The 15,485-nt window shown below is 40.1% G+C and carries 11 protein-coding genes; 3 read left to right on the top strand and 8 right to left on the bottom strand.

From position 1 onward, the window contains the following. The first annotated feature begins 95 nt into the window (after positions 1–95). Both DXA54_RS00660 and DXA54_RS00655 read left to right on the top strand, forming a co-directional pair. Positions 96–401, top strand: coding sequence for a helix-turn-helix domain-containing protein (locus DXA54_RS00660; RefSeq protein WP_004325853.1), 306 nt, complete (start codon positions 96–98; stop codon positions 399–401). A 243-nt stretch (positions 402–644) separates the two neighbouring features. Beyond that, positions 645–1,493 carry an Arm DNA-binding domain-containing protein gene (locus DXA54_RS00655; protein WP_120078817.1) on the top strand — a complete coding sequence of 283 codons (849 nt, stop codon included), beginning with the start codon at positions 645–647 and terminating at the stop codon, positions 1,491–1,493. A gap of 199 nt (positions 1,494–1,692) precedes the next feature. Here the strand turns inward: DXA54_RS00655 and DXA54_RS00650 are convergent, their stop codons facing one another. Beyond that, positions 1,693–2,586, bottom strand: a complete 894-nt coding sequence (locus DXA54_RS00650; protein ID WP_074558072.1) for a flagellar motor protein MotB — start codon at positions 2,584–2,586, stop codon at positions 1,693–1,695. 241 nt (positions 2,587–2,827) lie between these two features. Between DXA54_RS00650 and DXA54_RS00645 the strand changes: the two genes are divergently transcribed. Continuing rightward, entirely contained in the window at positions 2,828–3,226 is a 399-nt protein-coding gene (locus tag DXA54_RS00645; RefSeq protein WP_004295836.1) for a DUF2809 domain-containing protein, read from the top strand. Between the two features lie 64 nt (positions 3,227–3,290). Here the strand turns inward: DXA54_RS00645 and DXA54_RS00640 are convergent, their stop codons facing one another. The 7 genes from DXA54_RS00640 to DXA54_RS00610 form a co-directional block, all read right to left on the bottom strand. Then, on the bottom strand, positions 3,291–5,288 hold the full coding sequence (locus DXA54_RS00640; RefSeq protein WP_371682928.1) for a glycoside hydrolase family 2 protein: 1,998 nt from the start codon (positions 5,286–5,288) through the stop codon (positions 3,291–3,293). A gap of 52 nt (positions 5,289–5,340) precedes the next feature. Next, positions 5,341–6,780: a sulfatase gene (locus DXA54_RS00635; RefSeq protein WP_165863206.1), complete on the bottom strand. Its 1,440-nt coding sequence runs from the start codon at positions 6,778–6,780 to the stop codon at positions 5,341–5,343. A 73-nt stretch (positions 6,781–6,853) separates the two neighbouring features. Next, the gene (locus DXA54_RS00630) at positions 6,854–8,668 is read right to left on the bottom strand and encodes a RagB/SusD family nutrient uptake outer membrane protein (RefSeq protein ID WP_004308905.1); all 1,815 of its coding nucleotides are present in this window, start codon (positions 8,666–8,668) and stop codon (positions 6,854–6,856) included. Positions 8,669–8,696: 28 nt separating this feature from the next. Then, positions 8,697–12,086 carry a TonB-dependent receptor gene (locus tag DXA54_RS00625; RefSeq protein WP_165863207.1) on the bottom strand — a complete coding sequence of 1,130 codons (3,390 nt, stop codon included), beginning with the start codon at positions 12,084–12,086 and terminating at the stop codon, positions 8,697–8,699. A gap of 127 nt (positions 12,087–12,213) precedes the next feature. Further along, the gene (locus DXA54_RS00620; RefSeq protein WP_004295831.1) at positions 12,214–13,242 is read right to left on the bottom strand and encodes a FecR domain-containing protein; all 1,029 of its coding nucleotides are present in this window, start codon (positions 13,240–13,242) and stop codon (positions 12,214–12,216) included. A 77-nt stretch (positions 13,243–13,319) separates the two neighbouring features. Next, a complete protein-coding gene (locus DXA54_RS00615; protein WP_004308903.1) occupies positions 13,320–13,907 on the bottom strand; it encodes an RNA polymerase sigma-70 factor in 588 nt (195 codons plus the stop codon). A 99-nt stretch (positions 13,908–14,006) separates the two neighbouring features. Next, complete coding sequence (locus DXA54_RS00610; protein WP_120078814.1) at positions 14,007–15,461, bottom strand: AbgT family transporter; 1,455 nt, start codon at positions 15,459–15,461, stop codon at positions 14,007–14,009. Positions 15,462–15,485: the final 24 nt, after the last annotated feature.

Below are 15,485 nucleotides of genomic sequence, written 5' to 3'. Positions count from 1 at the left end.
ACTCATTATTATTAACTTTACATAGCAAAGGTATAATTATTTTCACCACAAGTGAATAAGAATTACGTTAATAAAAGTTATAACAAAGATGTAATATGGCTAATTTCTTGTTAATAAGAGAATTATGTGAGTTAAAGAAAATCACTATACGAGAACTTGCATCACGTATAGGAAAAGAAGATAGTAGCATACAGGCTATTGTCAGGAATGGAACAACGAATACAAAAACCATTGAGGCAATAGCAAAGGTTCTGGAAGTTCCTGTAGGTGTATTCTTTGATAATATTCCCATACCTGGAATAAAATCAAATGAACTTGATAAAGATGCAAAAATAGCTGATTTAGAAAGGATAATTGAGGAGAAGGAACGTCTAATACAAGTCTTATTAAGTAAGAAATAACCTGTAATAGATAAGAAATGTAGGCATATTGTAGGCTATACAATCATGCAAATAATTAATAATCAGGCGATTAAAGAACGTTACTTGAATCACTTAGCAGAAAGGCTGATTATCAAATGGTTAATCAGCCTTTTTACTTTTCTAATTAGCTGCTATTGATTAAAAAAAACGAGAAAACTCTCACTTTTGAGCAATTTACCTTGTCGAAATCTTGTCCGAGTGTTTTCTCTAAATTTTGAAACTATGGCAACAATCAGATTAGCTCTAATCCCAGCAAAGGTGTTAAGTGATGGATCTCACAAAATTTGTATAGCCATCCATCACAAAGAAGAAACAAAGTACATTGTCACTCGATTCAAAGTCGACAGTCTTTCACAATTCAAAAACGGGCAAGTAGTCAAACGTCCAGACGCAGCACTAATCAATACCAAACTACGTAATATACTCAATGAATACCAAGAGAAACTTGACAGCGTCAAATGCATTCAGGGTTCCTTTGGGGTCAGCCCGAAAAAACTTCTATTTTTAATTATGACTGCACTGATAGTAGTTGGATGTAGTAAAAGTGATGAAGAAAAAAGTGACATTCAGGAAATTTGGCTAAATGGATACAAAGCTCTTACTCCAGAGTCTGATTACGAAAATATTTCCACCACATTTTTATTATTTAAGGCTGACAACAATGAGGAATTTGATGTGAAAAAGCAAACTTTTTCAGGGAATATACTTGATTATCAAAAAATACAAGATGAAACTTGGAATTTGCTGTCAAAATCAAAAATTAAAAAGAAAGATGGTAGCATAGTTGATGCTACTTATTCTATATTTGCCTCGTCAATAAAGGAAACATATACTTCCGCTAAAGTAAAGATTGGTAAATATTTTATGGTAGCAATATATAGCGACTCTAAAACAGGATATCATTGGCTATATTCAAATAAATATGCTTGTCAATATGTTGACATACCATATCGATATAATCCATGGGACTATTCTGTGGTTTTCCCATGTGATTTGCATAATTATGGAAAGATAGAATGGGTTTCATGGAATCAAACTCCTTATCCATATGAGTTTGAATTTTCAAAATAGGTCCATCTGCCGAAAACATTTAAAATCAGCAATACTCATTTCAAATCGGACTCTCTATAAAATAGAGCAATTTCTCAAGCTCTGAAAATAAAATATAGATACCTCTAACACTTTACTGTATCTGTTTCAAATTGCTAATAATAAAGCGATGAATTCAAATTCATCGCTTTATTATTAGCCCTAGATGGAAATATTTCCTTTACTCTTTTGTATTCTCATCCCCCACTATACCTGATGAAGAATTATCAGGAGCCTGATCTATCAAATCCATAAACTGATCCAGTTTAGGAGTTATAATAATCTCGGTCCGGCGGTTACGAGCTTTTCCTTCTGCCGTATCATTACCGGCTACCGGATTAAATTCACCTCGACCGGCAGCAGTCAGGCGTTTGGGATTTATACCATAAACATTCTGTAATGCCTGAACAACAGATGAAGCACGCAACGCACTCAAATCCCAATTATTACGTATATTCGTACGAGATATCGGATCGGTATCTGTATTTCCTTCTACCAGAACATCATAATCTTTGTAGTCCTGAATGATTTTGGCTATTTTACTAAGCACAGCCTCTGCTTTATTGCTAATTTCATAACTTCCTGATTTATAAAGCATGTTATCTGCTAAGGAAATATATACAACACCTTTCAATACCTTAATATCCAAGTCACGCATCTCTTCACGGGTAAGCGAACGGGTAAGTTTATTGACCATTACGAGATTCAAAGAGTCTGATCTATTCTTTTCTTTAACCAAATGCTGGATGAAACGGTTTGAAGCATTGATCTCATCTATTAACTTACCCATATTCATATTCCCTTGAGAGCTCTGTGTAAGACTCTTATTCAAGATGCTTTGCATATCGGACAAGCTCTTGCGTAACTCACTATTATTCCGCTGCGCTTCGGCAAGTCTCTCCTCAAGACTTGTTGAACGTGCCTGATTTTCTCTTAGCTGCAATTGACTTTCCTGATATTCTGTTTGCAACTTTGTATAATCAGTTTTTAAACCTTTAAATTGCTTCTGACTTACACAACTCGCCAATACTATACATCCTGTCAGTACTAACAACGGTCGAAAAAGATTCTTCATAACTCTATTATTTTAATTACTAACTTTTTAAGTGACCAACTGCAGCCGTTTCCACAACAATTGCGTAAATCGGTTGGTTATGAACACATTTATCGAGATAAAGCTCGAACGACCTTATAACATTTCAAAAGAACGAAAGGTTTAGTATGTAAATAAAATCTGTTTTTATCAGAGTTTGATCCATCCTGCCAAGTTATCCAACTTAATTTTATAAATTTGCACCATACTAAAACATTACTGCGTGAAAAACAAACGTTGGATTTATTTAGCAATTACTTCCGCAATTATAGTGTTAGGATTGGCTTCCCGAAAACATGGTGATATATTGCCCGAATTTATCGCAGAGTATTCAGGCGATACGCTTTGGGCAGCCATGGTGTATTGTGGAATACGCTTTCTTTTCCCGTCATTATCTATACTCAAGACCATTGTTATTTCCTTATTATTTTCTTATTGTATAGAAATTAGCCAACTATACCAAGCAGACTGGGCAAATACTGTACGAAACACCACACTTGGAGCATTAATCTTTGGACATGGTTTTCTATGGTCAGATATGATCTGTTATACTGTTGGAGTATCATTATCCGCTGTTATAGATTCAGGAAGGATTATTATCTCCCAAAAGAGAAACCCCTAGAAAAAAAGCACTGCAAACCTACTTTGTTTACAGTGCTCTTTCCGATTATCATTTAAACTACCTATCACAATCTACAATGAAAACTATCGCTCAAAGGTAACTTCTTATTAGTGGAAACAACCTTTATTTCATTTTCACCAGGTTCTAGTTCCACATTTTTCCATTCCAGAATAGCATACGAATCCGGTGTTGTTTTACCATAACTCTTACCGTTTACAAACAATTCGGCTCCTGCCTGATTCGTGAAAGCAATAATTGTTTGCAAACGTTGTGTACGTACTGTGTTACGTTTGCCTGTTAAATAAAGCATTGGTTCTTCCCTATTCCAGTTGGCTTTATAGAAGTAGAAAGCATCTTTACGAACTTTCCGGTCGAAGGTGACCAAACCTTTATCATTAATTCCGGGACGGTCTCCTTCAGTGCGATGTGCAGCGCCAAAATCAAACATATTCCAGACAAAGCTCCCCCATACATAAGGACGGGAAGAGATTGTTTTCCAGTTTTCAATGTGATAATACGTCTGCCAGTTTTCAGGATGCCACCAACTGGTTGGTACAGTTTTAACCAACGAATCTTGTTGATGGTAAATACTTGCGCCGGCACCATATTCACTGATAGCAATACATATTTCCGGATGATCCTTATGCATTCGATCCAACCATTTCCCCAAATCAGCGGGAGTGCCACCATACCATCCATCATAACGGTTCCAAGCAATAGCATCCGTTATGAAATTCAAATCTCCCATTTGATTACTTGCGGAGGTCGTAGGCCGGGTAGTATCTTCCTGATGTGCCAGCACATTTAATTCTTTGATGTACTCAACCGGATTATCTCCCAACTCCGTCAACTCATTAAACAGCCCCCATACACAAATAGAAGGATGATTATAATGTTGACGAATCAGTTCTTTGAGCTGCTCTTTTCCGTTGGCACGGAAAGCAGGTAAATCCACAAAACCTTTATCATTATATCCACCAGGACCCACAAAAGGTATTTCAGCCCATACAATAATACCATTTTTATCCATCAGATCATAAAAATAAGTAGCCTGCGGATAATGCGCCAAACGAACAGCATTCACTCCCATCTCCAACATCAATGCCACATCTTCCTCATGGTGTTGCGGGCGCAGCGCATTGCCCACCTCACTCCTATCCTGATGACGGCAAACGCCTTGAAGAGGCAAATGTTTTCCATTCAGGAAAAAACCTTTATCAGGGTCGATCCGGTAAAAACGAAGTCCTAACGGTTGTGTAACACGATCTACCATCTGAGCATTCCGGAAAAGAGTCACTTCCGCCTGATAAAGGAAAGGATCCTGACGACCATTCCACAAATGAGGCTGATCGATTTCAAATGTAAGTTCCTGCTGCATTACTTCGTTTCCAGAAAGATTCACATTCTTTGTTCCTTCTTTCACCACCCTTTGACCATCTAACAGGCGTACGTTAAGCTCCACTTCCTGATTACCACTACTCCCGTTTGATAAATCAACAATAGCCCGCACCTTAGCATACCGATGGCTCACACTATCCTGTATCAGACGTACTCCGGGGGAAGCATAATCCAAAGGAGAAATACACGTCTCATCAGTAATCAACAAATGTACATCACGATAAATACCTCCGTAAAAATTAAAGTCACCGACCAGAGGCATAATATCCAACTGTTCACCATTATTCACCCGTACTAATATAGAGTTTTCTTTTCCATATTCCACCTTTCCTGTGATCTCAAAGATAAAAGCTCCATATCCCCCACGATGCTCACCTATATGACGACGATTTATAAACACATCTGCAATGTTATTCACTCCTTCGAAACGAATAAAAAGACGTTTTCCTTTCCATTCGGGACGAATAAATAAATTCTTCTCATAATTACCAATTCCCCGTTTATAGTCTATCTTACCGGACAAAGCATCCTGCGCATTCCAAGTATGAGGCAAATCAACTCTTACCTCTGTTCCCTTCTGTACCTGATGCGAAAACCGGAAATTCCAATCATTATTTAGCAAGATATCCTGTCGCTGGGCAAACATCGACATTCCGTAAAGCATGAATAAAACAACCGATACCAAACGGCTGGACTGTAATAAAACTGTTTTCATATTATTTCTTTAATGATGACTTCTTTATTCTGATAAAAGAAGATAATGATTCAACCTTATTCTTATATTTTTTTTCATCGACCCGATTCTTGTTTTCCTTCCCGTCAATCCGATGGTCAAACAACATACTGGCTTTCTTCACGTCGCCTTTCATCCATTCCGCATAACTATAACGCCGGTCAACGGCATTATCTCCTCCTTCCCACTGAATATAGACTTCACCTTTCGTCTTAGCTTTCAGATTCTTGAAAACCCCGGCAAAGCTTTGCCCGCTTAGCTGTTCAGCGGGAACAGGCAGTTTACAAAGTTCACATAAAGTCGGGTACAAATCAACAAATTCCACCATCGATTTTGTTTTTCCTTTTTTCATTCCCGGCACACGGACAATCAACGGTACATGAGTAGAAGTATTCATCAGATTATGTTTACCTATAAAATCATGTTCTCCCAGATTCCAGCCATGATCTCCCAACAAAACCACAATTGTATTATCCGATAATCCCAGTTCATCCAATGCATCCAATACCTTGCCAATCTGTGCATCCACATAACTCATACAAGCATAATATCCATGTTTTACCTCCCGCTGGAAGTCAATATCACTCGTATCCGCAACCCGTGCATACGCATATATCTCGCTCGAATTACGAACCTGCTCCGGCAATCCTTCAGGTCGGAAACGATTGGTAGCCAAAGGTATTTCCTCCCGTTTATATAAATCCCAATATTTCTTTGGGGCATTGAACGGCAAATGAGGTTTCCAGAAACCACAAGCCAAGAAGAAAGGTTTGCCAGCCTCCTTCATCCTTTTCAAGTCACGAATAGCTCGGTTTGCAAGTTTCCCATCATCATAGGCAGTATCAGGAACATCAGCAGATTCACAAAAAGGTCCCCTCATCGTTTTCGGATTAATCGTTTTTCCCGATTCCGAATTCATCCAAAGTTCCCATTTATTATATTCCGCCCAATATACATCATATCCATCCGGATGATTCCGGTAAGGAGGCTCACTCCACGAATCCGCATGATCGCTGATATGATGAAACACCTTGCCGTCCGAAATAGTATGATAACCATTCCGGGTGAACCATCCCGAAATAGGTATTGCTTCGGGACAATCTTTGCTGGCATAGGCGGAAAAACTAATAAAGCGATCGGGGTAATGAGGATATACACCCGTCAATAAACTAGCCCGGGATGCCCCACTCACAGGAATATTACAATACGCATTCTGAAACAAGACGCCACTTGCCGCCAAACGGTCCATATTAGGAGTTTTCACTACATCTACCCCGTAACACCCCAGTTCGGGGCGCATATCATCAGCCATTATAAAAAGCACATTCATTTGGGATGCATCCTGTTGTGCACGTAGTATAGATGAGATGCAGCAAGCTGTTCCACAAAAAAACGCATATTTTATTGATATTCTATTTTTCATTTTCTACCTTAAATTTTCAAGACCTGCAATATACTAAAATATTACAGGTCTTGTGCATCATTTCAATTTAAAATTACTTTGTCCATACCGGATTTTGTTCCAAATTCGTATTTAACGCCAATTGCTTCAAAGGCAACGGATACAGATAATAATGTTCCTGCCATCCAAGCGGGGTATCAAAGAAATAAACATATCCTTCATCAGCACCTGCACCACCCGTTACTTTCAAATTCTTGGCCGAAGCCCCTGTCACATAGGCACCCAGCGGTTGTTTGTTAACATAGTCTCCTTTCTTCCACCTGCGCAAATCATCCAAACGGAAACCTTCGCCCATCAATTCAACTCGTCTCTCTCTACGCACTTCCCACAAAAGAGCAGGAACGGAAGGATCACGCTTCGGATCAAAAGCATCATTAATATCATTCACCACCATTTTCGCCACATTAGCTCTTGCCCGAAGTTTGTTAATAGACTTATCCGCAGCAGCCTGGTCGAACTTGTTCAATTCGCACATCGCTTCGGCATAGTTTACCATCACCTCACCTATACGGAACAGCGGGGCATCTGTTGTATTCACCCCATTCGCGTTGGTAGCTACAGTATGTGTATTATAATATTTCCATACCCAGAAGCCCATTTGGGAAGCGTTCCAGCCCTGTCCCCAGTTCATATTCTTAAAGTGAGGTTGTCCTTGCACGGTGAATCCTTTAAAGTTGGAAGACGGCAAACGATGATAAGTTTCACCGGAAATCGTAGCCATTAAATCTATAAATTCCCTGTCCTGTGCATTATCCGTATATTTCCAATCAGCCGTACTGGGTCCGTTTTCTTTCTTCACCATATATGGAGGGCAGATCGTCAAATACAACCGGTAATCACGATCACGGAATTGTCCATACATATTCTTATCACCCCCATAACGGCTAGTCGTCGTGCTAACCGGTCGTCCATCCGTACAAAGATAACTGTCTACCGCGTCTTTCGTTGCCTCAATATAAGATTCACCTGTACGCACCATACGGGTCAAACCATGCATTAACTGTCCGGTTTCATAAGCCTTATACAAAAGAATACCTGTCACCCCATCCAGTGTTTCCGAATTAAACAACTCATCATATTTAGGATGCACATTCGGATATTGCTTAATCACCTCTTCAGAAGCACGGGCACATTCTTCCAGATAAGTATCCGCTCCCGACAAACCATGATATTTTCTCCAAGTTCCTTCAAATAAAGCAAAACGGGAAATAAGAGCTTTCACCACATACATATTAATTGTATTTTTCCCATCCGCTTCGATATTACTGCCAATATGTGTTTCCGCATATTTCAAATTAGACAGAATATTGGAAGCCACCAAGTCACGACTATCACGTTTTCCATAAAGCTCGGGACTTTCCTCAGTCAAAGCATGCTCTACCCAAGGAATATCACCAAATTTAGAAAGCATCTGAAAGTATTTATAAGAACGGAAGAAATATCCCACACTTCTCCAATGCTCCCTCTCGGTTTCACTCATTTCCGAATGATCAATATTATCGAGCATCAGGTTAACACGACGGATATAATCATAATCCCAATCTTTAGACTCATCCGTAGCCTTTGCTTTGCGATATGCCCACTGACCTTCATATCCATCCAATCCTTTTATCATGTTATCCGATTCAAAATCACCACGGAAAATTTCATCCGTTTGCCCTGTATCATACGTATATCCGAAGAACACGTTATACAATCCCCATGTATACGTTTTAAAGTTGTCATAGGTAGTAAAGACCGATGCTTCTGTTTGCTGTCCTTTGGGATAAACCTCCAGAAATTCGTCATTTAGACAAGACGACATCAACAAACAAAGACTAACGCTTACACATAGTATATATTTATTCATAATAATTACTCTTTAAGTTGTGAAACAATCAGAATGAAAGGTTTATACCGAACGAATACTGTCTCATATACGGATAGGTAAAACCACGTTGTCCTAAATCATCCGTGACAGAACGTTCCGGATCAAGTCCCTTCGGCAAGTGGTCGAACGTATAAAGATTCTCACCACTGAAGAACACAGCCAGATTATTAACTCCAATCTTACTCATCCACTTAGACGGGAAATTATAAGAAAGCGTTATATTACGAATACTTAAGTACGATCCATCCTGTAGATAACGAGTCTGTACACGTGTATTGGCATCTGTATTTCCGGCCGCTTTCTCATAAATACGGGGGAAATAACTATTCGTATTTTCCGGAGTCCAATAATTCAACTGTGAATCATAAACGGTAGTCCAAGCATCATAATGCGGATAAAACAGATCGTTCATCACCCACAAATCTCGTTTACCAACTCCTTGCAGCAAGAATGACAGAGAAAAACCGTTCCAACTTGCACTACCATGAATACCATACTGATAACGCTGGGTATTATTACCAATGATTTTACGGTCTCCCGGATCTTTCGTTGTACTGGTACCACTGTTGATAATATCATTACCATCCAAGTCCTTATATAATATATCTCCCGGATTCGGATTATAACCTTCCACTTTAGCAATACCCGGTTTCAGTTTGCCATCTGCATCGAAATCATCCACTGTGTACAAACGATCGGTCACATACCCCCAAATTTCACCCAGTTCCATTCCTACGCGATATGTTTCATTATCGTTCTTGTCCTTGCCAAACAGTCCTGTTTCGTTGTTGTATTTAGTAATCTTTGTTTTCGCATCGTAAAGATTAAAGCCTATGCTATATTTCACTTTTCCGATCTGATCGTTCCAGTCAACCGAGATTTCCCAACCTTTAGAACGAAGGTCAGCCGTGTTCTGTAAAGGGGCACTTGCACCTAATACACCCGGAAGTTCAGAGCCCGGAGCAAGCATACCCTTAGTATCTCTACGATACCAGTCGAACACCATATTCAATCTGTTATCCAATAGCCCAAGATCGAATCCGACATCAATTGTCGTTACTTTTTCCCAAGTAAAGCTATTGCTAACCAAAGCAGCTGGTTTCAAAGTAGTAACTTTAATACCGGAAACAGTCCAATAAGCCTGTTCCGCATCCATACCGGGAATATATGCGTAAGGAGTGATGCTCTGATTTCCAATATTGCCCCAAGAACCACGCAATTTCAAGTTCGAAAGAACAGAGTTCAAAGGTTTCATAAACGCTTCCTCGCTGATACGCCATCCGGCGGAAACCGAAGGGAAGAAACCGAAACGGCTATTCTTCGGGAATTTGGAAGAACCGTCATAACGTCCGTTCGTTTCAAGCAAATACTTGCCGGCAAACGAATAGTTAATGCGATAGAATAACCCTCTTACCGTATAACGTTCAAATTTGTCTTTAGCAAAATAATCACCTGTCGACTGCGAAATAGACGGCAGATCTTCATTAATCATATTCATACGCGACATCTCAGCATAACGATAATCACTACTCTCCTGATTGAAACCTCCCATCACCGTTACATCATGTTTGCCCCATGAGTTGTTATAGTTAGCATAGAAGTTCAATGCATTATAATCCGTAATACCATTGGAATATTCATACTTGGAATTGGCAGTGGAAACCTCTTTCACAAAGTTACCTCCATGTGCATAATAGAACTTCTTCTCAAATTTCGTTTTCTCGTTACTTAGATGATTGAATGTATACTCACCAATCAACTTCACATTCTTCAAAGGACTGATCGTAACCTTTCCGAAAATACGAAGATTATTCTTTTGAATAGTTGTCGGATATGCCAGATCAATCAAGTTACGAGGAGTATTGATCGGTAATTCTTCGCCGTCAATATTCATTGTTCCAGTAGGGAAATAAGAAGGGAATGCGACTGCTGCTCCCCATATACCATATCCTCCGGAAGTTTCCGGCAATGAAGAGTTCGAGTTCGTATATTTAATATCCAATTCCGGAGTAATCCATGAAAACACATCCGAGCGGAGATAAGAAGACACGTTGTAACGCTTGTACGTATCTTTATCCGAAGCCAGTACCCCATTTTCATTCACCATACCGAAGGAGAAACGATAAGAAATATCTTTCGTACCGCCACCTACCGAGATATTATGAGTTTGCTGGAAACCAGTCTCCATCATATCATCGAAAAGATCAGTTTCTGCCAAGCTATAACGCAGCCCGTCCACCATTGCATAACCATCCGGATATGCAGACGGATTAGCATTATATTCCTTCAAAAGTCCCAACCAGGTATCTACGTTCTGACCACTTTGATAATTGATTGTCCCCATGTCCTTATAAGCCTGTACCGTTTGGAGCGGAGTAGCCTTATGAGGCATATTGGCAGGTCTGCTAAAAGAGAAGTTATTTGAATAATTAATAGAGAGTTTAGTTGCATCCGAGCCTTTCTTTGTAGTAATCAAAATCACACCGAAAGCTGCCCGTGCTCCGTAAATAGCAGAAGATGCCGCATCCTTCAAAACAGTCACCGATTCAATATCGTTCGGATCGAGCATATTAATATCCATCTCCACGTTATCCACCAGCACCAGCGGTTTCCCATTCTTATCCAAACTGTTGACACCACGAATATTGAAACTCATTTCTTCACCGGGTCTTCCTGAATTACCTGTAATCTGCAAGCCGGGCATTGCCCCTTTCAAAGCGTCACTCACAGACACCACCGGACGGTCACCTAAAACATCATCCATCTTCACACTGCTCACCGCACCTGTCAGGTTCGCTTTCTTTTGTACGCCGTAACCAACAACTACTACTTCGTCTATTAACCGAGTATCTTCTTTCAAAGTTACATTGAGAGGACGTTGATCTTTCACCACCACTTCCTGTGTGGCATAGCCGATATACGATATGGATAAACGGGCATTCGGAGTAACCATCAAAGAAAAATTGCCATCCATATCCGTAATGGTACCTTCCGTAGAATCGACCACTTTCACATTTGCCCCAATCACCCCTTCACCTGTAGGATCAGTGATTCTACCTTTTAAGACAAACGCTTTTTCCTGTTCTTTCTGCGGTGTCACTGCATGGAACATAATCACCCGGGGTCCGTTCACTTCATAACTGACGTCCGTACCGGCCAGCAATTGTCCCATCACATCATTAATAGTACCGTTATTTATATTCACAGAGACTTTCCTATTCAAATCAATGTCATTATTACGAATCAGGAAAGAGTAATTGCCTTGCTTCTTTATTACTTCAATGGCTTCTTTCAAAGTAATATTATCTACTTTCACACTGAATCGCTTACTTTGTTCCTGTGCCGATAGCTGGCTCCCCCCAGTCAAAACGTTTCCTACAGACAAAAGCAGAAGCATTAATAATATTCTTTTTACTATTAATCTCATATTTTTCACTATTAAAGGTTAACATAATATCTTTCTATACAACGCTGAACCGCCGATATATCTATCGACTAAGTTCCCAATCATACTTTACTTTTTCTTATTTTACCTCCTTTTTCTTGTCAGTTATAAAGATAGTGTCTCCACTAACTTTCCATGTATATTGCTTCTCAACGTTGATTTCTCCCAATATATCATTGATACTTTGATTACTATTGAAACATCCGGAAAAGCGTTCCGCTTTCAGACGTTCACTCTCTAAACTGATCTTCACCTGGAATTTGCGCTCCAGACGGTGTGCGATGTCGGCAAACGGAGCATCTTCAAATGTCAGGCCACCATCCAACCAGTCACAGGCAGAACTAGCATTTGATTTCATTTTCTCCATGCGGCCCGTATTCTTATCGTAAAAAGCCTGTTCGCTAGGGAATAGTTTCATTACCGAACCGGACAAAGTGGCTAAATTGACACGACCTTCCAACAAAGATACCATTACATAATTATCGTCATCATAAGCGCGTACATTAAAAACAGTCCCTACCACCTTTACCTGTACACCATTCGTATTTACAAAGAAAGGAATCTTCTCATTTTTCGCCACCTTGAAATATCCTTCGCCATCAAGCGTAACATCACGTTCACGAATACCGAACCCACGGCAATAACGTAACACAGAACCCGCATTCAATGAAACCTCTGTTCCATCCGGAAGCACAATATTCGTCCGCGAACCAGCTGGCACTTTAATTTCATAAGGAGAATCCGCATTCGTATATACTTCCGTAAGATTTTCAGTATAAGTGTACCAGAAGTAATTACAGCCCAACAACAAAATAATTGCAGCAGCTACCTTCAGCCACACAGGAACTATCTTCCGCGAACGGACAGGTTTCATCTCAGCAGCGGCTATTTTTTCTTTTATCTGTGATAAATTAGCATCCTCTACTTTGGCAAATGCAGGCACAGAAGAAACAGCCCATACTGCGGACATCTCCCGGAAAATTTTAGCTGCATCTTCATTGGAAGCCAGATAAGCGAACAGAGCTTCTTTCTCCTCTTCGGTGCAGTTACCGGACAGATAGTTGCTTATCCGGATTTCCAATTCTTCTATATGATAAGAGTCATTCATAAACGTACTTTTTCTATGGGTGTATATAACTAGATACGCAATAAAAAAAGAAACGTTTAAAAGAAAAGCGATTTTTTTTAGAGAAACATCAAAATAGCTATCATATAAGGAGTACCCAGTGATTCGCGTAGCTTAGTCAATGCTATTTTCATCTGTACTCTTACAGTGGTCACATTAATATTCTGCTCCTCGGCAATTTCACTGTATGTCTTACCCTCATACAAACTTGCTTTAAATATGGCACGGCATTTGGCTGGCAATTCCTCCACCTTCTTCATGATGATGGTATTCATTTCGCTATGCTCCAATGCCTGCAAAGGATTATCGGAAGAAAGAATATGATTTTCGAGAAAAGCCCAGATTTCTTCCATCTGTTCCGTCATCTGTTTTTCGTTGAAGTAGGAAGAACGCAGATAGCTAATACTTGCGTTTTGAATAGCACGCCGCAAGTACGGAAGAGCCGGGTGAGTGATATGGTGGCGATTCTGCCAAAAAGCGACAAAGACATCATTCACAATCTCCCCTGCCACCCTCTTGTCATGCACATAATAAACAGCTATCGCACACAAATAAAGGTAGTAGGTATGATAGATTTTATCAAATGCTTTTGTATTACCGTGATTTAACTGTTCAATTAGATTTTCAGAGATTTCTGGTAGATTCATTCGTTGTCTTTCTTTAAGGAACGGTGCAAATATAGCGATTAATTCAGAAAAACAAAATTCCAATCAGATAAACCGGAGCCCGGCAATCATTCCTTAACCCTACAATCCCATCGGTATTTTCAACAAATACCAAACGATAAACAGCAATGTCCAGACAACCAGGATGCCTAATGAATATCTCCAAGTATATTTCAGCAATGAACCATACGTAATCTGCTTATCATATTGCCGCATATAGGTAAGCACCAGAGGCATATAGAATAAGAAAGGAGTAATGGCATTCGTCGAACTATCTCCGATACGGAAAGCACATTGTGCTATATCCGGAGCAATTCCCATCTGTGCAAACATCGGGATAAAGATAAAAGACATAAAAGCCCATTTGGAGGTAGCAGATACCATAATCAGATTTATCAATGCCGTAAACAGAATAAACAGAACAAGAGCAGACAAAGGAGCCGGTTCAAACGAAGAAAGCAAGTCAGCCCCCATAATCGCCAGACATTTATCCAGATGGGAATATTCAAAACAGGCAAACATCTGCGCAGCGAAGAAAGCGATAACGAAATACACTCCAAGAAGCTTCATTGGCTGCGTAAGTCCTTCAATCACATCATTGTCAGTGCGATACCGTCCGGAACTGAATCCATAAGCCATTCCCGTAATACCTGCTCCCAAAGAAAGCAAAAACAAAATACCGGCAATAAAAGGCGAATGCATCAAACCACCATTCACACCCCGCAAAATTCCATAAGAAGAAAAAGTAAGCCACAAGATAAGAGCCACATAGATAGCTGCCACAACAATGGAAATCATAATGGCACGCCGCTCTTTACGAGACAGAGGATGGTAAGCCACCACCTTCATACTGCCTTCATACTTACCTAACGTAGGAAGAAGCCATTTTTGAGTAATCCAATACACAATAGCCGTAATGGGCACCGTTGAAGCACTCATAAAAAAGTAATTGCAAAGAGGTTCTGTATTCCCCTGATAACCCGTTTGTGCCAGTGCAGCCTCTTGCGTGGTATGCGCCAACAACGGGTCCATCGTACTCAATACAATATTAGCACTATACCCGCACGCAACGGAAACATAAGCCGTAACAATCCCTGCAATCGGATGAAGCCCCACCCATTGAAACAGCATAGCAGCAATAGGCAATAAAATGATATATCCACCATCACCAATGGCATTCGACAACAAGCCAAGCACAATCACCCACAAGATGATCTTCCTCTTTTCCTGCCGGTTTCCCACCCCCATGCGGATACAAGCATCAATAAAACCGGAATGTTGTGCCACTCCCAATCCGAACATAGCAATAATCACCATGCCCAATGGAGCAAAACCTGTAAAGTTCTTAATAGCATTCCGCAACCACCAGCGGATTCCTTCCGGACTCAACAGGCTTTGTACACGGATATCCTCACCTGTCTGCGGCAATGTCACTTTCAATCCATAGATATCGCATATCCATGAAAGAAAGACCACTGCCATTGTCAGCAGAAGGAACATCGTAGCGGGATGGGGCATGCGCCATTTATTCTTCATCATTTTCCGACTAAGCAAGAAGCT

It is taken from the genome of Bacteroides sp. OF03-11BH (assembly GCF_003604005.1).
Taxonomy (GTDB): Bacteria; Bacteroidota; Bacteroidia; order Bacteroidales; family Bacteroidaceae; genus Bacteroides; species Bacteroides ovatus.
This window is presented reverse-complemented; position numbering and strand designations above follow the sequence as displayed.